The sequence below is a fragment of the Flavivirga aquatica genome, assembly GCF_001747085.1.
Taxonomy (GTDB): domain Bacteria; phylum Bacteroidota; class Bacteroidia; order Flavobacteriales; family Flavobacteriaceae; genus Algibacter_C; species Algibacter_C aquatica.
This window is the reverse complement of the sequence record NZ_MDJD01000034.1, coordinates 413,722-436,475: the sequence shown is the minus strand read 5'-3', so window position 1 is coordinate 436,475 and position 22,754 is coordinate 413,722. Positions and strand designations below refer to the sequence as shown.

Below are 22,754 nucleotides of genomic sequence, written 5' to 3'. Positions count from 1 at the left end.
TTTGTAATTGAAATTATTGTTTAACGTTTTTAATTTTTAAAACTAAAATTTAGAACCTATCAAAATTGATTATAGTTAATTTTCTTCAAAAAACTCATCTTTAAATCCAATTAGGTATAATTTATTTTTAGCTCTTGTAACTGCTGTATATAACCAACGTAAATATTCTTTATCTATGCCATTAGGTAAATATGGTTGTTCTACAAAAACCGTATCCCATTGCCCACCTTGAGATTTATGACAGGTAATTGCGTAAGAAAACTTCACTTGTAACGCATTAAAGTGTTTGCTTGCTTTTACTTTTAGAAACTTTCTGTAATTACTAGTCTCATTTTCAAAATCCTTTATGACTTCTTGATATAGTTTATTAGAATCGTCGTAAGATAAAGAAGGTGTTTCGGCATTTATAGTATCTAAAACTAATGCTGTTTCAAATGGCATCATTTTAGGGTAATCTACCATACGTACCTTAACTTCTGCGAAGCGAAAACCATAGAGTTCTTCAATTCTAAAGATTTCTAATACTTCTATAATATCACCATTAGCTATAAATCCTGCTTCTGTAGTTGGTTTTATCCAGAAATAATTATTCTTAACTACCATTAAATAATCTCCAGCAGTTAATTCATTTTCATTAAATAAAATTCTATTTCGTATTTGTTGGTTATATAGGTTAGCTCGTTTGTTACTTCTAACTATAATAGCTGTTTCTTCTTTTCCATGGTCACCATAAGCATCATTAATAGCATCCATAATTTCATGACCATCTATAAGTCTTATAATATCTTTAAAATTGGCTAAATCAAATTTAAATGAATCATGCATATTGTAAGTCAAAGCATCTCTCAAAACTGTGGCATTTACAAGTATACCTGAATCTTGTTCTTGACGTACTACTTCGTCCAATTCCATTTTCGTAACCTCTTTATTATAATTTAAACCTAATTTTCCTTCATCTAAAGCTGGGCTTAAATCTAATTTAACTGGAGGCAATTGTGCTGTATCTCCAATTAAAAGTAATTTACATTGATGTCCAGAATACACATATTGTATTAAATCATCTAATAAAGAGCCATTATCAAATAGTTTTGAATCTCCAGGTGTATCTGGTATCATAGACGCTTCATCTACAATGAAAATAGTGTTTTTGTGTTTATTAGGCTGTAAAACAAATTTAATACCTCCTGTTTTTTCTTTTTTAGGAAAATATATCTTTTTATGAATTGTGAACGCTTGATTACCTGAATAATTAGAAATAACTTTAGCTGCTCTACCTGTAGGAGCCATCAATACTGCACTTTTTTTAGCTTTCCATAAATTTGTTACTATAGCTCCTACAATAGTTGTTTTACCAGTTCCTGCATAACCTTTAAGTAAATAAAGGACATTAGGAGCTGTTTCAAAAATAAATGCAGATAACTGTTGTAAAACAATATTCTGTTTTAGCGTTGGTTCAAACGGAAACTGCTGTTTTATAAGGGAATAAAATTGAGATGAGGTCATTTAGAGCTTTACGAGTTAATAAATTATTCAAAGATAGAAATGATTTTTACTCTCATAGGTTTTTACGATTAAAAAAAAATTGTAGATTTGCTAAATACCATTAATAAACTTTTTAATTAAAAACATACTATGTTAACATTTATTCTTAGTGCAGTTGCAGTGATACTAGTTACAATTGGCTTGGTTAAGCTAATTGATAAATTTATACCTACAAAACTCAAACCTGTTTTAAATATATTGCTTTGGGCATTAATAGTATTTTTAGGTTATCAAACTTGGAACTCTGTTACTGGTCCTATTAAATTTAATAAGATTAAAAATAAACGTTACGAAGTTGTAATTAAAAGTTTAATGGATATTAGGGATGCACAATTGGCTCATAGACAGGTTACTGGAAGGTTTACAGATAATTTTGATAATCTAGTTAAGTTTATAGATACGGCTAAATTCACAATCACCCAACGAACTGATAGCCAAATTATTGACGAGGAATTAACTGCCCGATATGGTGGAGTAGAAACTATGAAAGATACTGTAATTATTGATACTTTAGGTTTCAAACCTGTAAAAGATTCTTTATTTAAAAATTCAGACCGTTACAAAACAATGATGAATGTGCCAGGTGTTGAAAATGTTAAATTTAATTTGCAATCTGGTTTTATTGAACAAAACGATATAAATATACCTGTATTTGAAGCTTCTGTAAAAAAGGAAGTTATTTTACATGACCAAGAAAAGGATTTGGTTATGCAAGAAAATCAAATAGTATCTGTTGACGGTGTTAATGGAGATGCCTTAATAGTTGGATCTATGGATGAAGTAAAAACAATCGGAAATTGGCCAAAAACATATGGCGTTACCAAAAAATAATATTTCGTCTAACGACGAATTAACAAATATAGAATTGTCCATTCAAATAAGCTTGAGTGGACTTTCTTTTTGTATACTAGATCGATATTTAAATACTATTACCACTCTAAAGGATATTTTCTTTGATAAAAGACTAAATCCTTTAGAAGTTTTGGATCATTTAAAACTACAATTTGAGAATGAAAATATTCTTGAAAATTTATCGTTTAGCAATGTATGTGTAATACATGATAACGATTTATCTACTTTAATACCTACACCTCTATTTGACGAAAACTGTTTAGCTGATTATTTAAAATTCAACTCTAAAATACTTAAATCAGATTTTATTACTTATGATAGTATTTTGCTTAATGATAGTGTAAATGTTTATGTGCCATATATAAACATTAATAATTTTATTTATGATCAATTTGGTTCTTTTACCTTCAAACACGTATCTACAGTTCTAATTAGTGAAATTTTAAATATTGAAAAAAACGCAGATACTACTAAAGTCTATGTTAATGTAAGTAAAACACATTTCGAAATAATAATTGTCAAAAAGTCAAAATTATTACTTTACAATAGCTTTATCTACAACACAAAAGAAGATTTCATTTATTATATTTTATTCACTATTGAGCAATTAAAGCTTAATCCAGAAATATTAGATTTAGTTTTTATTGGTGATATTACTAATGATAGTGAAGTTTACAGTATTACATATAAATACATAAGAAATATCAGTTTTGGTAATCGACACGATGTCTTTAAGTTTAATGAATCACCTAGTACCAATCATTCAAATTTCACACTAATAAAAAGCTTTTAATGCGTATTATATCAGGATTATATAAAAGTAGGAAGATTATAGCTCCTAAAAACTTACCTGTACGTCCAACTACAGATATGGCAAAGGAGTCATTATTTAACATTATTAATAACCATTATTATTTTGATGAGGTTTCTGTATTAGATTTATTTGCAGGAACTGGCAATATAAGTTATGAATTTGCATCTAGAGGTACTGAGAATATAACTTGTGTAGATCAAAATTTTGGTTGCATTAAATTTATTAATCAAACGTCGGATACTTTCAAAATGTCTATACAAACTATAAAAAGTGATGTGTTTAAATTTTTGGGAGAGTCAACTATGCAAGCTAATATAATATTTGCAGACCCTCCTTATGATTTTACAGATGAACAATTTCAAAAAATTCCTGAACTAGTATTTCAAAACAATATACTGTTAAATGATGGTTTGCTTATTGTTGAGCATTCAAAACACACTAATCTATCTGAGTTATCTAATTATAGTTACTCAAAAAGTTATGGTGGTAATGTTTTTAGTTTTTTCGAACATCCTGATAAAGACCTACACCCATAATATTTAAGATAACTAAGTAATAAAAATTTAAACAAAAAAAGTCCTTCTTTTAAAAGAAGGACTTTTTATTTCTAAGTAGTTCTATAAGCCGGATTCTGTATATCTTAAATCTTGTTTCTGGATTTATCCAAATTAAAATATAAAATATCCTTATCATTTATCTACGTATATTATTACTAATATACTCTAGCTGTCTACCCTCTAACAATCGCGCGTGCACGCTCAAACGTTAGTATACATGACATTGCACCTAATAGAGTTTACCTGATTTCACTACAGCATTACCTGTACATACTTTCTGTTGCACTTTTCCTAGCCTCACGACTGGTGGCTGTTAACCACTATATTGCACTATGGTGTCCGGACTTTCCTCTCTAGTATTAAAAAAATCAATACAAAAGCGATAAGGCGATCTGCTTATTGGCAAAAGTATAACAAAAAAAATCGTCTAGATGTAGTTTCTAGACGATTTTTGTATAAAATTTCAAATTTATTTTAGAGGAATAAAAGCTTGTATTTTATAAAACTCTTTGCTTGTTCCTAGATCTGTTGCTAAATTTGGTCCTGCAGCAAACCTAAACCAAATGCCATTATTCATAGTTGCTTTTATGTAGCCTCCTAACCACTGGTAAATATGTTTTTCATTCATTCCATTTTCTGTTCTCACTTGAGAAAAGCTCTCGTAAAATGCTCCAAAAGAAAAATGGTCACTAACTTTATATCCAGGTACAATCCAATTTAAAACTAAATCTCTAGTTGCATCTCCATTTCCTTTTCTAAAAGATTTATATAAAGCTAAGTAACTATCTAACTCAAAACGCTTTGAGTTATATAATACCAAAACACTAGGAATAATAGCTTCTCCAATTGTAGTTTCAGTACTATTAGACATAAATTTCCCATGACCAAAACCTAAAGTAGGGTTAACATACCATTTATCAAATTTAAAGCCTAATCCAATACCTGTTTCTAAAAACAAATCACTACCTGTAAGTCCCCCAAAACTAGGGTTGTTCCAAAATACACTATAAAAGGTTAAATTCTTTTTATCATCCAACTTGTAATTTCCTAAAAAAACATTGGAAAAACCTGCTACACTATTATGTATGGGCATAATTACAAAGCTTGTCTTTTTCTTTTCTTTTTCATCGCTTTTTATTTCTTGAGCGTAAGTGATTTGTATGATTAATGTTAAGATAATAATTGCTAACTTTTTCATAATTTTAATATTTAATTTAATTTTAATTCGTTTTTTTTAATGTTTTAAATCCTTTAAAATCTGGATCTCGTTTTTCTATAAAGGCTTTCATACCTTCTTTTTGATCTTGAGTTGCAAACAAACTATGAAACATACTTCGTTCAAATAAAACACCTTCTTTTAAACCTATTTCTTCTGCTCTATTCACAACTTCTTTTGCTTTTTGAGTTGTTGGCTTACTGTAATTTGAAATGATTTTAGCCACCTTTATAGTTTCTTCCAATAAAGTTTCAACAGGAAATATTCTAGATACCAAACCTGCTTGTTTTGCTTCTTTCGCGTCAATAAATTTTCCTGTAAGAATCATATCCATAGCTTTAACTCTTCCTATAAGTTTTGTTAAGCGTTGTGAGCCTCCAATACCTGGTATTACACCTAATTTTATTTCAGGTTGGCCAAATTTTGCATTTTCAGCTGCGAAAACCATATCACACATCATAGCCAATTCACAACCTCCGCCTAAAGCATATCCAGATACTGCTGCTATTTTTGGTGTTTTAATATTTACAAACTGTTCCCAACCCGCAAAGAAATCTTCATCTAACATTTCTAAATATGACTTGTCAACCATCTCTTTAATATCTGCTCCTGCTGCAAATGCTTTTTCATTTCCAGTAATTACAAAACAGCCTACTTCTGGCTCTTTATCATATTTACTCATAATACTTACTATATCATGCATTATATTTGTGTTTAACGCATTTAGGTTTTTAGGACGGTTAAGTTGAAGTACAACAACTCCTCCATAATGTTTATCTATTATGTCCATAGTATATTTTTATAAAAGTTAATAGTGTTTACGAATCCCAAATAGCTCCATAGGCTGGAATTCCATGAATTTCCATACCATGTACCACTTGCCATGTGAGTTTTTTGTTAGAAATACAAATCACTGCTTCTGCATCAAATTCTTTGTAAGCTTTATATGCGAGTTTTAACATATCTGGTTTACCATGAGAGTCGGTATTCCAAATAATAGCATTGGGTTGTACGTCTAGAATTTCATCTACCAAATCGTCTCCATAAGTTTTTCTAGGATTTCTAGTTGCCCAAACTAAAATTGACGGCACTTCATTAGATAATAAATGAGGTATACAAGGTCCTATACCACTTCCTGTAGCAATCCAAACAACACGTTTAAATAGTTTTTCGATATTTCCTACACCTGCTGTTGGAATGCCTTTAATCCAAACATGTGAGGGTAAATCATCTATTAAAGTACCTGTCCAATCACCTGCTCTAGAAATAGTTAATCGAAACCCTTCTTTACCTGGAGATGGAACATTAGCAAATGAGTGCCATTCTTTAAGTGGACTTCTACTAATTGCAGTAGATGATCCTGCAAACGGAGTTACGCCATAATTAAAATTTACTAAAACCACATGTGATGATGGATTTACGACTTGTATCTCTACTTTTTTAAGATACAACCAGGGAATAGCTATACTTATTGTTATAGCTATTAATAACCAAAACCCTAAAGAAGATATAAGTGCTTCACTGTAACTTTGCTCACCTTTTTGCAACCCTACAAACAATAATATTTGAACCCAAAATAAAATCAATGCAGTCCATCCTCCAAAACGATGTGTTAATTCAAACCTATTATGTTTTTTAGATCTGTTTTTAGGTAAGGCCATAATTACCATGACAACAAGTATTAAAAGAATACTATTAGTAACTACTACCAACCCCAAAGAAACTCCTGATAAATTATTACTCCATGAGTATATTACTGAAGCTACAAAAATAATATACCAAATGGTACCTGCTATGTTACCTCCCATATGGATACCTCCAAAATGATATATCTTTGCTGCTGCCCATCTAATCGTTAAAGGCCATGATTTGGGAACACTTGTAGCTATTTTAAATAATAAGTTAACAACATACTGTTGCCTAATTAAAATCGCTGCTGCTATATTAATAATAGTAATATTTGAAATTGTTTTCAATGCAACTTCATTAGTATTCCACCAATCACCGGTATTAATTCCATATATTAAAAGACTAATATTTATTATGAATATTAGCATTATCAATCTATTGTACTGCATTAATAACGGGTGTTTCCATATTCGTTTATAATATGGTTGTTTCTGTGGTAATACCACATCATCATAATTTACATAATTATCCATTCTCTTATCATCTTTGGTTATCTTTTTAACTATTTCTTTATTAATTGTTTCCATCATATTTTTTTTCAAGTTGATTCTTTGCAATTTCCATTAAAAGGCGTTTGTTTATTTTACCTCTATTCGTTTTTGGGAGCTCCTTTAATGCAATGATCCTTTCTGGTATACAGTAATATGGTAAAGCCTTTGATACTGTTTCTTTTGCTTGGTCTTCAGTTATAATCTCAGGACTTACAAATGCAACAAGAGTTTTAGAATCGTATTTTAAAGTTACCGCACGTTTACACACGGGAATACTTTCCAAGACATTCGATACAGAATCTAATTCAACTCTAAACCCTTTAATTTTAACCTGATCGTCGACTCTTCCAAAATGCTCTAATTCTCCATTTACAGTCCATCGTCCTAAATCTCTAGTTCTAAACATCTTTCTTCCTTTTCCTAAAAAAGGATCTGGAACATAACGTTCCCTATTTAATTTCTCATTATTAACGTATCCCAAGGATACACAATCGCCTCCTGCCCACATCTCACCTATTTCTCCAATAGCAGATGGCTCTCTATTTTTATCTAATATGTAAACTGTATTATTTGGGGTAGGTCTTCCAATAGTTAAAAACTCATCGGATGGGTAATAACGTTGTGCAGTATTTACAATAGTAGTTTCTGTTGGTCCACACGAATTATAAAATGCACAAAACTTTCCCCACTTATTTGCTAAATATTCAGGACAAGGTTCTCCTGCTACAGCAACTACTTTTACATTCTTGCATTTATTTACATCCAGCGTACTAAGAATTGTTGGTGTAGAAATAATAACATCAACTTGCTCTGCAGTTTCTTGAATGTTTTTACCTCTAATCACTAAACTTGCTCCATTAGCAAGACAACCTAGTACTTCCCAGACTGCCATATCGAAAGCTATATTTAATATTTGTGCTACTTTTAACCCTGGGCGCATTCCTAAATTACCTGGGCTTGTTAAAAGTATATTACAAATATTACGATGAGATACTTGAACACCATTGGCAAGACCTGTTGTTCCCGAAGTAAAAATGATAAACGCTTTGTCTTCTGGTTTTATAGGTCTTTCAGGAATAAATAATGTACCTGTATCATAAAATTGTTCCTTAATCTGATCTATAAAAATATTTTTGCTTGAATTAACAATAGGGATCTGCTTTTTATAATCAGAAACTGTTAAAACAATCTTTATAGAAGCTGTCCTAATAATGTGCTTTAGTTGCTCTTCTGGAACGACACTTATATGTTTAGGAACATACGCAGCTCCAACTTTAAGAATAGCTAAAATACCTATAACCATAGGTATAGATCGTTTTATAAATAGCCCAACGTTATCTCCATTTCTAACACCATTTCTCGTTAAAACTTTCGCCAATTTATTGGCTTCGTAATTAAGTTGTTTATAAGTAATTGTTTCTCCCTGATGCGATACCGCAATACTTTCTGGTATAGCTTTTGCATAAGACTCAAATGCATGATGAATACAATTAAAACGAAGTTCTACTTTAGCTCCAAAACCAAATCGTTTAAAAAAAATTTGTTCTCTAGGGGTTAAATTTTGTAGTCTATTGTCTAAATACAAACTAGAGGTGTCTTCATGTTTAATTCTTTTCTCTGCTTTACTTTTTAAATAGACAGGTTTGTTTTTTTCATCATTAGTTCTCATTAGTCTTTTAGTTTAAAATTATTATTCGATAAAACTAGGGTCAAAAAACAGCTATATATGTTAAATACCTTACATTTTTCAATTTTTTAAAATTGTATTTTGTAAGGTTTTTTCTTTTTTTCGACTAAAAAAGATTTTCTTTTTTTGTAGATAAAAACTAAAAAACTGTACTCTTAATCAACATAAAACGAAATCAAATTATTCGAAATTTGAGTAAAGAATATGCTTCATGTAAAAAAACATTGTTAATAACTCATTATTAATTTAATCTGGTTATAGTCTTAAGTTTTAAACTGAATTTTTAAATTTGTTATATATTACTATTCAATATTTAATCAATGGAACACTTTGTAGTATCAGCTAGAAAATACAGACCACAAACGTTTAAAGATGTTGTTGGTCAACAAGCTATTACAAACACATTATTAAATGCTATTGAAAACAATCATTTAGCTCAAGCCTTATTATTTACTGGTCCTCGTGGTGTTGGTAAAACAACTTGTGCTCGTATTTTAGCCAAAATGATTAATAGTGAAGGTTCTGAAGTTGGTGATGAAGATTTTGCTTTTAATATTTTTGAATTGGATGCTGCTTCTAACAACTCGGTTGATGATATTAGAAGTTTAACCGATCAAGTTAGAATTCCTCCTCAAATAGGTAAATATAAAGTCTATATTATTGATGAGGTACATATGTTATCTCAAGCTGCTTTTAATGCTTTTCTTAAAACATTAGAAGAGCCTCCAAAGCATTGTATATTTATTTTAGCTACTACTGAAAAACATAAAATCATTCCAACAATATTATCTCGTTGTCAGATTTTTGATTTTAAACGAATTACAGTAAAAGATGCTAAGGAATATTTAAAATATATTGCGGAAGAACAAGGAATTAATGCTGATGATGATGCCTTACATATTATTGCACAAAAGGCAGACGGTGCCATGCGTGATGCACTTTCTATTTTTGATAGAGTCGTTAGTTTTTCAGGTAAAAATTTAACCAGACAAGCTGTTACCGAAAATTTAAATGTACTGGACTACGAAACCTATTTTAATAGTACAGACCTTATTTTAGAAAATAAAATACCAGAACTATTACTTCAATTTAATAATACGCTATCAAAAGGATTTGATGGTCATCATTATATTGCTGGTTTAGCATCTCATTTTAGAGATTTACTTGTAGCAAAAACGCCTCAAACTATAGAATTACTCGAGGTTGGAGAGCAAACCAAAACAAAATATTTAGAACAATCAAAAAAAGCTTCACAAGAATTCCTCATGCAAGGTATTGGTTTAGCTAACGATTGCGATCTCAAATACAAAACAAGTAAAAATCAACGCTTACTTGTTGAATTATGCCTTATGCAACTTGCCTCTATCACTTTTGATGGAGAAAAAAAAAATAGCAGACATTACATAATTCCAGCTTCATACTTTAAACAAAAGGGCATTACGCCTATTCCTGTAAAAGCTCCTAAGGACAAAGAAAGTAATTTGGTTACTAGTAATAAACCTCAAGCTGTAAAAACGAATACTTCTGATTTTCAAGTAAAAACACCGCCTAAAATTATCTTAAAACAAGGAAGCAAACGTACTTCTGGCCTTTCACTTAGTAGTATTAGAGCAAAAAAGGAACATCTTATTAAACAAATGGATGTTGTTGTTGAAGAAGAAGATTTACCAAAAGAGCCCTTTACAGAAAAAGAATTTATAGAAGTTTGGCTTGCCTATATAGAAAAGTTAAGGCGTGATGGAAAACATAATTTAGCATCTATTTTATCTATTGATACTCCAAAAATAAAAGGTACTGTTGCACATATAGAATTTCCTAATTCGACTAATAAACTAGAAGTTGAAAGGCAACAATTTGGGTTAATGAACTTTATTAGAAAATCCTTGAGTAATTATGATATTAGTTTATCTATAACCATAAATGAAGTTAAAGAAAAACAATATGCTTTTACAGATCAGGATAAATTTGAAAGATTAAAAGAAAAAAACCCTAATATTGACTTATTAAGAAAAACTTTCGATTTAAATGTTTAAAATACTGTACACAAATAGGTCAATCATGATATTCTTATTACTAGCTACCTCTTTAATAAGTTGTGATGGCAGAAATAGGGCTTATAAAAGTAATCAAGATATTTTAAGGGAATCCAATCTTTTAAGCGCTTTTAGTGAACAGGTCAAGTTTGTACCAGAACAACACATTGAGATTAATACTGATACTATTTTGAATAACGGTTTTGAAATTAAGATAAAATACAACTCTACTAAGAATAATATAGTTTTAAAAACCATAAAAACTAAAAATGATACCATAATAAAAGTTTATTACAAAAACTTTGAAGCTAATCTTCAAGTTTTTAAAAACGGTAATCAAATTAATAAAAGTATCATTGATAAAAAGGTTTTTAAAGAATTTGAAACACCTTCTTTTTGGGCTAATGCTATTATGCAATTCATTTGGATAGACCATTATGCTTCCAACGAGAACATGTTATATTTAAACACCTCTTTTTGTCTACCAAATACAGATAGATGTAAAGATTTTACTCTTGAAATTAACAAACAAGGTGTTATTAAAATTACAGAAAAACAACTTTTAGCAAATTCTATATAAAATGCTTGGACTAAAACTTCCAACAGATCCACGTTGGGTTAATATCGTTGAAAAAAACATTGAAGAAATACTTACAGATCATGCTTTTTGTGAGCAAAAAGCAACTAGCACAGCTATTTCCCTTATTGTAAGTTTTCCAGAATATACAGATTTGGTTCAAGAAATGATTGCTTTAGTGAAAGAAGAAATAAGTCATTTTAAAATGGTACATGATATCATTATTAAAAGAGGTTGGACTTTAGGACGTGACAGGCGCGATGATTATGTTATTCAACTCTTAAAATTCTTTCCAAAAGGAGGTAGTAGAACAACTCAATTAGTACACAGGTTACTATATGCTGCTTTAATTGAAGCTAGAAGTTGTGAGCGCTTTAGATTACTTTCTGAAGAATTAGAGGATCAAGAGCTAGCTACTTTTTACAAAAATTTAATGGTTAGTGAAGCAAACCATTATACTATGTTTTTAGGTTTTGCAAGACAGTATGGTGAAAAAAAAGAAGTTGATACCAAATGGCAACAACTTCTTGAATATGAATCTAAAATTATTAGTAATTTAGGGACATCGGAGGCTATACATGGTTAAAATTTATAACCAACCCCAATTTGTATGTTTCTATTTTTTGCTGTGATTCCTAATTCATCATCAAAAATATTACTTATTCCATAAGTATATCTAGCATCAACAAATATGGCATAGTTTATTTTGTATTCGATTCCAGCTATAGCAGAATAAGCAAAATTTCTAATACCATCATCTTCTTTATGTACTTTTAAACCTATTTGAGGACCAGCTCCTACATGTAATTTTTCACTTAATCTAAACTGTAACAAAATAGGAGTTTGTATATAATCTAAATTAAGTACTTCTATTTTAGCTCCTTCGGCAGAAAATTGTATTTCTGGTGCTATAGCTACCGTTTTTGATATGCCTATATATGCAAAAAAACCAATATACATACTATTCCTGTGTTCATTATCTAAAGTATAAGATTCTTCAAAATCTAAATTTGAAATATTTAAACCTCCTCTTATGCCATACTTTACATCTTGTGAAAATCCATAACCCGTAATACCCAATAGTATTGTAAATAGTAGTATTTTTTTCATTTATTGCTGTTTTTATTAAATCTATCCTAATGGAACTTGCAAAAATAAACTTAGGTTGGAATCAACATAAATTATTAAGGCTCATTTCATAATTAACAGATTGGGGTTTTAATTAAAATAATTATATACATACGAATATTATTATAAAATTAAAAAAGAGCAATTATAAAAGGTAAAGTGCAGAATTTTACTGTGTATTACTTGAAACTGTATCATAATAGATACTTTTAATTATACCATCTGCTAACCCGATTTTGGGAACATAAATATTTTTTGCGCCACTCCATTTCATTGATGAAAGGTATATGCGCATTGCAGGTATAATAACATCTGCTCTATCTTGATTTAAACCTAGTTCTGTAATACGCTCTTCATAAGAATGGCTTTGAAGCATGTTATAGTATGAAGTTAAATAAAAATAAGACAATGGCTTACCCATAGCTTTTCCTGATATTTTAAATATTTTATTAATATTACCACCAGATCCAATAACATCTAACTTATGGTACGATTTAACATTCGTATTTATCCAGGTTTCTAGCTCACTCCAGGTTTCTTTTTTAACAATATCGTTAAGTAACCTTACTGTCCCTATTTTAAAAGATTTAGATGTAACTTGATTTCCTCTATCTATTACAGTAAATTCAGTACTTCCTCCACCAACATCAACATATAAATACGTTTTGTTTGTATCTATATATTTATGTAAATCTGTAGCTGCAATTATTGCTGCTTCTTCTTCACCTTCAATGACATCAATACTTATTCCCGAATTTTTTAAAACTAAGTCTACGACCTCTTTACCATTTTCTGATTCTCGCATTGCAGATGTTGCACAGGCTTTATATTTTACAACTTTATGAGATTTCATTAGCAGTTTAAATGCAAGCATGGTATCTAAAATACGTTCTGTATTTTCTTTAGAAATATTATTATTTAAAAATACATCTGCCCCCAAACGAATAGGCACACGAACCAATGAGTTTTTTTTAAACTGTACAGGTTTTCCTTTTTGTTCAATAATATTTGAAATAAGTAATCTTACTGCATTGGAACCAATATCTATAGCAGCATATTTTTTTATTGAAAACATACTAATCTTCTAATTTTTGAACATAATAATCATAAACAGCAAATTGGGATCTTAGTTTTTCTTTATCATTTATTCTATATTTATTTTCTTCAGAATCACTTAATACCCTTGCTTTAACATTATCATTCCAACTAATATTAAAAGTATCAATAATCTCGTTTCTTATATCTTTATCATAAATTGGACAACTAACTTCCACTCTATTATCTATATTTCTAGACATCCAATCTGCCGAAGATATATACAATTTAGTAGCATCGCCACTTCCAAAAATATAAATTCTAGAATGCTCTAAAAATTTATCTACAACACTAATAACTTCAATATTTTCACTCATTCCTTTTATCCCAGGAATTAAACAGCAAATCCCTCTAACAATCATCTGTATTTTTACTCCAGCATTACTAGCTTCATAGAGTTTATCTACCATGGTATAGCTCGATATACTATTCATTTTTAATCTAATATAGCCTTGTTTGCCATTCTTTACATGTTCTATTTCATTATCTATTAATTTAAAAATAGATTTTTGGGTATAATGTGGTGATACTATTAAGTGTTTGTAACTATATATTTTATAATTAGTTTCAAAGAAGTTAAAAATCTTATTTACATCTTTCAAAATTAACTGATCTGAAGTGAAAAGCGTATAGTCTGTATATATTTTAGCTGTAGATTCGTTAAAATTACCTGTACTTATAAATCCAAAACGTTTTAATTTTTTGCCTTCTTCTCGTTCAATTACACACATTTTACTATGCACTTTAAGACCAGTAACACCAAATATTAAGTTGACACCTTCATTTTCCATCTGTTGTGCATAATCGATATTTGCTTGTTCGTCAAACCTAGCTCGCAACTCTATTGATACAGTAACCGATTTGCCATTAATCGCTGCATTAATTAAAGAACTTGCTATATGCGATATTTCTGCGAGACGATAGATTGTTATTTTTATTGTTTTTACTTTAGGATCTAATGCAGCCTCTCTTAAAAACTTAACAACATAAGAGAATGTTTGGTAAGGCGCATGTAATAAATAATCTTTTTTCTCTATGGCTGCAAATATACTATCTTGTAAGCTAAGCCCTTTTATTGGCAAAGGATCTATTTTATTATATAATAGGTCTGTTCTTCCTAAACTAGGAAATCTCATATAATCTCTTCTATTATGATAACGTCCTCCAGGAATTACACTATCTGTTCCATCGATACCCATTTTAGACATAAGATATTCCAAAGTTTCTTGATGTATCGTTTTGTCATAAACAAATCTAACAGGCTCACCTACTTGTCTATGTTTAACACTATCTGATATCTTTTCTATAAAGCTTTTACTTAAATCACTTTCAAAATCTAATTCACCATCTCTAGTTATTTTAATCATGTGAGCAGATATACTTTCATAATCAAAAATGTTAAAAATATCACTTAAGCAATGACGTAATAAATCATCTAACATGATAATAAAACTCTTATCTCCTTGCTTAGGTAATTCAATAAAACGATTAATTGATTTTGGAATTTCGATTAACGCATACTCTTTTTTATTATCAGGCATTAACATTCTTACTGCCAAATATGCACCACTATCCTTTAAATTAGGCAGCACTACAGCATCATTAAGAATTATAGTTACTAAAGCAGGGCTTACAGTTCTAATAAAATAGTTTCTTATATAATCATGTTGACTTGAATCTATTTGTTTTTCATTAATAATATAAATATTCTCTTCTTGTAATTTCTGACCTATAGTTTCTAAAATCTTTAAGCTCTCACTTTGCTGCTTAATAACAATTTGAGTTATTATTTCAAGTAATTCTTTTGCTTTAATACCTCCAAGCTCACTCTTCCCTCCTTTTCCTGCTTCAACGATACGCTTTACAGTAGCATACCTAACTTTAAAAAACTCATCTAAATTATTTGAAAAAATACCTAAAAAACGTAATCGTTCAATTAAAGGAACTGTTTCGTCTTCTGCTTCTTGTAAAACTCTAGCATTAAACTGAAGCCAGCTTATTTCTCTATTTATATAACTATTAGTGTGAGTTTCTGATTTGGTCATCAAATAATTTTTAATTGTATTTATGAAAACAAATATATTCTATTTAGTCTAAAAAGACACTGAAAAAGATGATATGAAATTGCTAATTATTTAAATAAAATAATATCAAAAAAATATTAAGAGAGTCTAAATAACTAAAAAAAGAATATATTCAAAAAGGTCTATTTTTTAAAACTACTACTTTAAACTACTAGGAAATATGGTTTTAATAGTTTTTCCAAGAATTAAATCGTTCCATTTTTTAATATCAAATTGTATAATTACTATTCCACAAGTAGGCACATTTTCTATATATTGACTTCCATATGTATTTACAAAAGCTGTAATGGCATGATTATGCCCAAAAATCATTAAGTTATCAATTGAATTGTCACATGATTTAATGACTTCAATAAGATCATTACCTGCAAAATCATATAGTTTATGATCATAATGAACAATATCCTCATTTATATTTAAATTATTAATAAAAATTTTTGCTGTAGTTTTTGCACGTACAGCATCACTTGACATAACCATATTAATTTCTAAACTATTATCTATAAAATAGTTTGAAACTAACTCTGCATCATTATACCCTCTTTTATTAAGAGGTCTTTCATGGTCAATAACATCATATTTCCAAGAAGACTTTGCATGTCTTATTAAAATTATTTTCTTCATAAAACTCAATTAAATACTAATTCTTATTACTTATCAAGTATCATTTTATCCTCTAAAAATCCACTTATTATTTTCCTTAAAATTAATAATATTAAATGAATGAATCTCTTAAAACCATAATAAATCTAAGTCATTCATTAACCTTACGACAAAAAACTTATTAAACCGATTAAATGTTTTCGAAAACCCCTTAAACGAATTTATTAGTGATTTACCATTAATATTTGAATGCTCAATCACATATCTGTTTTTTTGTCTTATCCTACAAAATTTAAGATTATGAGCCTAAATCTAATATTACATACAATTAAAGCATTAAAAAACAATGCTTATGCCCTCTCAGTTTTATCCCTCCAAAACTTGTTTGTTAATAATTAAATTTAGGTCTCTCATTTGAGACTAATGTTAACTAATTAGTCTCAAAAAAACATAGCTATTACAACAAATACAATAAATCAATTTTAAAGATTTAAACAATGAACAAACTATACACTTATAACGCATTTACAAATAGCAAATCAATTAAATTGATGGCATTTGTTCTTTTACTTGTCGTAAGTATTACTAAAAGTTATAGTCAAGTTAGAATCCCTTTTGCTCCTAGAGCATCAAGCGCTACTCCAACACAAACGGTATACCACGTTAAGGGTGATTTTACTATGATAGGTAATGCTAACTTACAATTAGTAAATTATAGTGATACTGCAGACAACAATAGGGACATGGAGTATATAGATATTGATGGAGATCCAAACACATTTAATTCATCATCATCTAACTTAACTTTTTCTACAGAAAATGGAGCTTTACCAGATTGTTCAAAAATTCTTTATGCAGGTCTATATTGGGCAGGTAGAGCTGATACAGGATCCGATCCAAATTTAGATGGAGATAACAACCCTAATACATTTCAAGTAACTAAAAATGGTGTAACTAAAAACTTTGATAAACGTAAAGTACTATTAAAAGGACCATTAGCTACAACATATACTGAAGTTTTAGCAACTCCCCCTAACAATTTAGCATTCCCTACTGGAGGCGTAGATAGAAACCTTTTTGCAGCTTATACAGAAATTACAGATTATGTTAAGCTAAATGGTATAGGAAATTATTTTGTAGCAGATATGCCACTAGTTGAAGGTCATCAAGATATTACAGGTTTCTCTGGAGGTTGGGGTATGGTAGTTGTTTATGAAAACTCTAAAATGCAATGGAGAGATATTACTGTTTTTGATGGTTTTGCTTATGTTGATGGTGCATCAACAGATATTTATACTATTACAGCTAATGGATTTAATGCTTCGGTAAATGGAGACATTAATTTAAAATTAGGACTTATGGCTGGTGAAGGTGAAGTAGCTTATAGTGGTGATTACTTTGAAATAGAAAAAAGAAATTCAGGAGATTATGAGCCATTAAATCATAGTGAAAATTCAACAGGAAACTTTTTTAACTCAACAATATTAACAGGAGGAAATGTTAGAAACCCTTCTATTAAGAATAATGCTGGAATCGATATTGTAATGTTTGATATTGATAATGGAAATAATAATGCAGATCCAACAGATGATAATAGTATAATAAATAATGGACAGACTTCAACAACTTTTAGATATGGAACAGCTGGAGATAGTTATAGTATTTTTAATGTAACCTTTGCTGTAGATGCTTATGTTCCAGAATCTGAAGGTGTTTTAACTAGTATATCTGTAAATGGTAACCCTCCAGGTTCAACTATAAATCCAAATGATGATGCTAATTATAAAATAGAAATTAAAAATACAGGAACAGAAGCCATCACAAATACAATACTTACTATTCCCTTACCAGCTTCTGTAAACCCTATTAATTTAGGCTTAGACATAACCACTAATACAAACTATACACCTCTAATAAATCATTCTGCTCCTATTTTTAATCCTACAATAGGAACTAATGGAGCTATTGTTTGGAATATAGGAACGCTTCCTTTACCAGCAAATCCAGATACCGTATTAGCAGATATTTCTTTTAAATTTACAGTTACTACGAATTGCTCTATATTAAGTAATCCTTCTTTTGACCCTAATGTTTCTGTTAATGGAACTGTAAGCGGTATTGGAGCAACATCTAACATACCATTTGACTTTCAGTTAATTCAAGGTTATGAGTCTACTGGCTCATGTATAGGTGAACCTATTTTAGCGCCAAATACCATTCCTATAGATTATTTAGATTATATAAATGAAGCTCCTACTGCTAGCAATCCAGATCCAATAAACATCAATTGTAAAGACGACATACCTACTCCTAACATTGATGTGGTAACCGATGAAGCAGACAACTCTGGTATTACACCTATTGTAGCATTTGTTTCTGATACTTCTGATAATAATTCGTGTCCAGAAATCATTACTAGAATATATAGTGTTACAGATGATTGTGATAATACAATTAATGTCACTCAAACCATTACAATAACACCTATACCTTTAATAATTAGCGATGTAATTAACGAAACCGTTGCTACTGGAACTTATACAAATCAAACTGACTTAGATACAGCTTTTGCTTTATGGTTAACTAACTTTTCTGTAACTGGAGGTTGTAATCCAACAGGGCAGTTTGATCAAACATATACTGCTCCTACCTTATGTGGAGGCTCTGTTAATGTTATTTATAATGCAACAGATCTTTGTGAAAATGGTCAAGACGTTGCTACATTTACTGTGCAACCTATAAGCCCTCTTGTTATTAGTGATGTACAAGACTTAACTGTTAATTCTTGTACCTATGCAAATCAAGACGAACTTAATACCGCTTTTGATAACTGGATTAATGGATTTAGCGTTACCGGTGGTAATAACCCACAAGCTACAGATCTTAGCAGCTTAACTGCGCCTTTATTATGTAATGGTGGTACAGTTAATATAACTTATAATGTAACAGATCTTTGTGAAAACGGTCAAGATACAGCTGCCTTTACAGTCAATATACCTAACCCATTAGTAGTTAGCAATGTTACTAACGAAACAATTCCTGCTGGAACTTATACAGATCAAGCAGATTTAGATGCTGCTTTTGCTTTATGGTTAACTAACTTCTCTGTAACTGGAGGTTGTAATCCAACAGGTCAATTTGATCAAACATATACTGCTCCCCTTTTATGTGGAGGCTCTGTTAATGTTATTTATAATGCAACAGATCTTTGTGAAAACGGTCAAGACATTGCTACATTTACTGTACAATCTACAAACCCTCTTGTTATTAGTGATGTACAAGACTTAACAGTTAATTCTTGTACCTATGCAAATCAAGACGAACTTAATACAGCTTTTAATAACTGGATTAATGGATTTAGCGTTACCGGTGGTAATAACCCGCAAGCTACAGATCTTAGCAGCTTAACTGCACCTTTATTATGTAATGGTGGTACAGTTAATGTAACTTATAATGTAACAGATCTTTGTGAAAACGGTCAAGATACAGCTGCCTTTACAGTCAATATACCTAACCCATTAGTAGTTAGCAATATTACTAACGAAACAATTCCTGCTGGAACTTACACAGATCAAGCAGATTTAGATGCTGCTTTTGCTCTATGGTTAACTAACTTCTCTGTAACTGGAGGTTGTAATCCAACAGGTCAATTTGATCAAACATATACTGCTCCCCTTTTATGTGGAGGATCTGTTAATGTTATTTATAATGCAACAGATCTTTGTGAAAACGGTCAAGACGTTGCTACATTTACTGTACAATCTACAAACCCTCTTGTTATTAGTGATGTACAAGACTTAACTGTTAATTCTTGTACCTATGCAAATCAAGACGAACTTAATACAGCTTTTAATAACTGGATTAATGGATTTAGCGTTACCGGGGGTAATAACCCGCAAGCTACAGATCTTAGCAGCTTAACTGCACCTTTATTATGTAATGGTGGTACAGTTAATGTAACTTATAATGTAACAGATCTTTGTGAAAACGGTCAAGATACTGCTAGTTTCATGGTTAACATTTCGAAAGGAATAACCTACAGTAATACAAAAAATAAGACTACAGATGCTTGTAATTTTAGTATCTTAGATATAACGACTGCACAATCCGATTTAGATAATGATATTGCTGCATGGGTTAATGACCAAACAATGACTATTAATAACAGTATTACTGGAGGTTGTTCTCCTGTAGTTGGAAATAACTTTACTAATCAATCTATTGACTTCTGTACAGGAGGATCAATCACCATTACTTGGGATATAGTAGATTTATGTGAAACAACTAATCGTACTGCTACGTATACGTTTACCAAACCTACAGATCCTGTATTTAATGAAACTAATTTACCAACAGATGAAACAGTAGAATGCGATGCAATAACTCCTGCTCAAACACTAACAGCTTCAAATACATGTGGTAATATAAATATTCTTTACACAGAAGATAGAACAGATGGAGATTGTCCAAGTAGATATTCACTTTTAAGAACATGGACAGCTACTAATATTTGTGGTATTTCAATATCCCATACACAAACCATTACAGTTATAGATACAACGCCTCCTGTATTATCTTTGCCAGCAAATGCAACAGCGGAGTGTAGTGATGACCTGTCACCTATTGCTTTTGGAACTGCTACTGCAACAGATAACTGCGACTCTAATCCAATAATCACTTTTAGTGATGTTAGAACTGATGGCATGTGTTCTGGAACTTTTAGAATTACTAGAACTTGGACAGCTACAGATGCATGTGGTAATATAGCAACTGCAAATCAAATAATTTCAACATCAGACACTACTGCTCCAACTTTTGATCAAGTTACACTTCCTCAAAATATAACAGTAGAATGTAATAATGTACCAGAAGTTGAAATGTTAACTGCAACAGATAATTGTGGAAATGCTATAGTAACTGTTAATGATGTTAGAAAAGACGGTAATTGTCCTGCTAATTATGAAATAGAAAGAACATATACAGCGACCGATGATTGTGGTTTAACAAATACACATATCCAAATAATAACTGTACAAGACACGACACCTCCTACTTTTGTAGAAACACTTCCTGTTAATAGGTTAACTGTCGAGTGTGATGCTTTACCAACTGCCGAAACATTAACAGCTACAGATACATGTGGTTCTGCTACTGTTACAGTAAACGATGTTAGAACTAATGGGGATTGTATAAATAACTATTTTATAACACGTACATGGACAGCTACAGATCAATGTAACTTAACAACTACACATACACAAATAATAACAGTTCAAGACACGACACCTCCTACCTTTGTAGAAACATTACCTGGTGACATTACAGTAGAATGTGATAATATTCAGGTAGCAGAAACATTTACAGCTACAGATAATTGTGGAAATGCTATAGTAACTGTTAATGATGTTATAACAAACGGAGATTGTCCTTCAAATTATACAATAGCCCGTACATGGACTGCTACAGATGAATGTAACTTAACAACAACACACACACAAACCATAACAGTTCAAGATACTACTGCACCTGTGCCTACCACAACTTTTGATATAACATTAAATGCTAGTTGTACAGATATACCAGAAACACCAAACTTAGAGTTTACAGACAATTGTTCAACCAATATAACTGTTGTTTTCAATGAAACTAATTCTTTTAATGAAGATGTATTAGAAGATTACGAAATTGTTAGAACATGGACAGTTACAGATGAATGTAATAATCAAGAAGTTTACACACAAACAGTACAAGTTGCATTAGATGAAGTATTCACAGAAATAGTAGCCGAAGATAGATGTCTTGATGAAGGTGTTTTAAACCTTAACAATCTACTATTTGATGATATAGAAGGTACTTGGGAAATATTAGAAGGCGATTTATCTGCAACTCTAAGCGAAAGTCTTTTCGACCCTTCAGGCATAACGATTACTAGAGATTTTGTTTTAAATGGTAAAGATTATAAATTTAGACATACCTCTTTAGAAGGTGGATGTATTACTACTACAGAAATCACCATGAAAGTCATTTATTGTGTTGTATTACCTTGTGGACAAAATGATATTGTTATATCAAAATCTATAACACCAAATGGAGACGGTTTTAATGAAACTTTCGATATTGAAGGCATTGATTTATGTGGCTTTACTGCCGAAGTTAAAATTTTTAACCGCTGGGGAGCTTTAGTTTACGAGTCAAATAATTACACACTTGGTAGTTTAAAAACTTCTGGAAACTTAGGAGATTGGGATGGATCCTCTAAAACATCTGTTGGTAATGCTGGTAAATTACCTAATGGAACATATTACTATATAATTAATTTAAGAGATAGTGGATTAAGTCCTATAACAGGACCTGTTTACTTAGGAACCAAATAATATATTAACCTA

16 protein-coding genes and 1 other RNA gene are annotated in these 22,754 nt (G+C 30.4%); 7 read left to right on the top strand and 10 right to left on the bottom strand.

Features of this window, described 5'->3' with window-relative positions:
- Positions 1 to 75 precede the first annotated feature (75 nt).
- Entirely contained in the window at positions 76 to 1,503 is a 1,428-nt protein-coding gene (locus tag A8C32_RS08045; protein WP_069829911.1) for an ATP-dependent DNA helicase, read from the bottom strand.
- Positions 1,504 to 1,632: 129 nt separating this feature from the next.
- On the opposite strand from A8C32_RS08045, the gene A8C32_RS08040 reads away from it, so the two are divergent.
- From A8C32_RS08040 to rsmD, 3 genes are read left to right on the top strand one after another with little or no spacing between them, the layout of a single operon-like run.
- A complete protein-coding gene (locus A8C32_RS08040) occupies positions 1,633 to 2,373 on the top strand; it encodes a hypothetical protein (RefSeq protein WP_205635382.1) in 741 nt (246 codons plus the stop codon).
- On the top strand, positions 2,354 to 3,187 hold the full coding sequence (locus A8C32_RS08035) for a DUF3822 family protein (RefSeq protein ID WP_069829910.1): 834 nt from the start codon (positions 2,354 to 2,356) through the stop codon (positions 3,185 to 3,187). Before A8C32_RS08040 ends, A8C32_RS08035 begins: the two co-directional genes overlap by 20 nt.
- A complete protein-coding gene (rsmD, locus tag A8C32_RS08030) occupies positions 3,187 to 3,744 on the top strand; it encodes a 16S rRNA (guanine(966)-N(2))-methyltransferase RsmD (RefSeq protein WP_069829909.1) in 558 nt (185 codons plus the stop codon). The genes A8C32_RS08035 and rsmD overlap by 1 nt, the downstream gene beginning before the upstream one ends.
- A gap of 68 nt (positions 3,745 to 3,812) precedes the next feature.
- On the opposite strand, the gene rnpB is transcribed toward rsmD, so the two are convergent.
- The 5 genes from rnpB to A8C32_RS08005 form a co-directional block, all read right to left on the bottom strand.
- Positions 3,813 to 4,164, bottom strand: an RNA gene (rnpB, locus tag A8C32_RS08025) — RNase P RNA component class A.
- 70 nt (positions 4,165 to 4,234) lie between these two features.
- A complete protein-coding gene (locus tag A8C32_RS08020) occupies positions 4,235 to 4,963 on the bottom strand; it encodes a DUF6733 family protein (protein WP_069829908.1) in 729 nt (242 codons plus the stop codon).
- Between the two features lie 22 nt (positions 4,964 to 4,985).
- Complete coding sequence (locus tag A8C32_RS08015; RefSeq protein WP_069829907.1) at positions 4,986 to 5,771, bottom strand: enoyl-CoA hydratase-related protein; 786 nt, start codon at positions 5,769 to 5,771, stop codon at positions 4,986 to 4,988.
- Positions 5,772 to 5,799: 28 nt separating this feature from the next.
- Positions 5,800 to 7,200, bottom strand: coding sequence for a hypothetical protein (locus A8C32_RS08010; RefSeq protein ID WP_205635381.1), 1,401 nt, complete (start codon positions 7,198 to 7,200; stop codon positions 5,800 to 5,802).
- Positions 7,184 to 8,830, bottom strand: a complete 1,647-nt coding sequence (locus A8C32_RS08005) for an amino acid adenylation domain-containing protein (RefSeq protein ID WP_083253291.1) — start codon at positions 8,828 to 8,830, stop codon at positions 7,184 to 7,186. Before A8C32_RS08005 ends, A8C32_RS08010 begins: the two co-directional genes overlap by 17 nt.
- A gap of 338 nt (positions 8,831 to 9,168) precedes the next feature.
- Between A8C32_RS08005 and dnaX the strand changes: the two genes are divergently transcribed.
- Genes dnaX through A8C32_RS07990 form a run of 3 tightly spaced genes read left to right on the top strand, consistent with a single transcriptional unit; the run spans position 9,169 to position 12,044 of the window.
- Positions 9,169 to 10,881 carry a DNA polymerase III subunit gamma/tau gene (gene dnaX, locus A8C32_RS08000; protein WP_069829906.1) on the top strand — a complete coding sequence of 571 codons (1,713 nt, stop codon included), beginning with the start codon at positions 9,169 to 9,171 and terminating at the stop codon, positions 10,879 to 10,881.
- 25 nt (positions 10,882 to 10,906) lie between these two features.
- Complete coding sequence (locus A8C32_RS07995) at positions 10,907 to 11,461, top strand: DUF4738 domain-containing protein (protein ID WP_069829905.1); 555 nt, start codon at positions 10,907 to 10,909, stop codon at positions 11,459 to 11,461.
- A gap of 1 nt (position 11,462) precedes the next feature.
- On the top strand, positions 11,463 to 12,044 hold the full coding sequence (locus A8C32_RS07990; protein ID WP_069829904.1) for a MiaE family protein: 582 nt from the start codon (positions 11,463 to 11,465) through the stop codon (positions 12,042 to 12,044).
- Here A8C32_RS07990 and A8C32_RS07985 read toward each other — a convergent pair.
- From A8C32_RS07985 to A8C32_RS07970, 4 genes are all read right to left on the bottom strand, one after another.
- Positions 12,041 to 12,568: a porin family protein gene (locus A8C32_RS07985; RefSeq protein WP_069829903.1), complete on the bottom strand. Its 528-nt coding sequence runs from the start codon at positions 12,566 to 12,568 to the stop codon at positions 12,041 to 12,043. The two genes, A8C32_RS07990 and A8C32_RS07985, sit on opposite strands and share 4 nt — an antisense overlap.
- A 187-nt stretch (positions 12,569 to 12,755) precedes the next feature.
- Complete coding sequence (locus A8C32_RS07980) at positions 12,756 to 13,661, bottom strand: Ppx/GppA phosphatase family protein (RefSeq protein ID WP_069829902.1); 906 nt, start codon at positions 13,659 to 13,661, stop codon at positions 12,756 to 12,758.
- Between the two features lies 1 nt (position 13,662).
- The gene (ppk1, locus tag A8C32_RS07975) at positions 13,663 to 15,726 is read right to left on the bottom strand and encodes a polyphosphate kinase 1 (RefSeq protein WP_069829901.1); all 2,064 of its coding nucleotides are present in this window, start codon (positions 15,724 to 15,726) and stop codon (positions 13,663 to 13,665) included.
- Between the two features lie 177 nt (positions 15,727 to 15,903).
- Positions 15,904 to 16,389, bottom strand: a complete 486-nt coding sequence (locus tag A8C32_RS07970; protein ID WP_069829900.1) for a SixA phosphatase family protein — start codon at positions 16,387 to 16,389, stop codon at positions 15,904 to 15,906.
- Positions 16,390 to 16,865: 476 nt separating this feature from the next.
- Between A8C32_RS07970 and A8C32_RS07965 the strand changes: the two genes are divergently transcribed.
- The gene (locus A8C32_RS07965; protein ID WP_083253289.1) at positions 16,866 to 22,742 is read left to right on the top strand and encodes a T9SS type B sorting domain-containing protein; all 5,877 of its coding nucleotides are present in this window, start codon (positions 16,866 to 16,868) and stop codon (positions 22,740 to 22,742) included.
- Positions 22,743 to 22,754 lie beyond the last annotated feature (12 nt).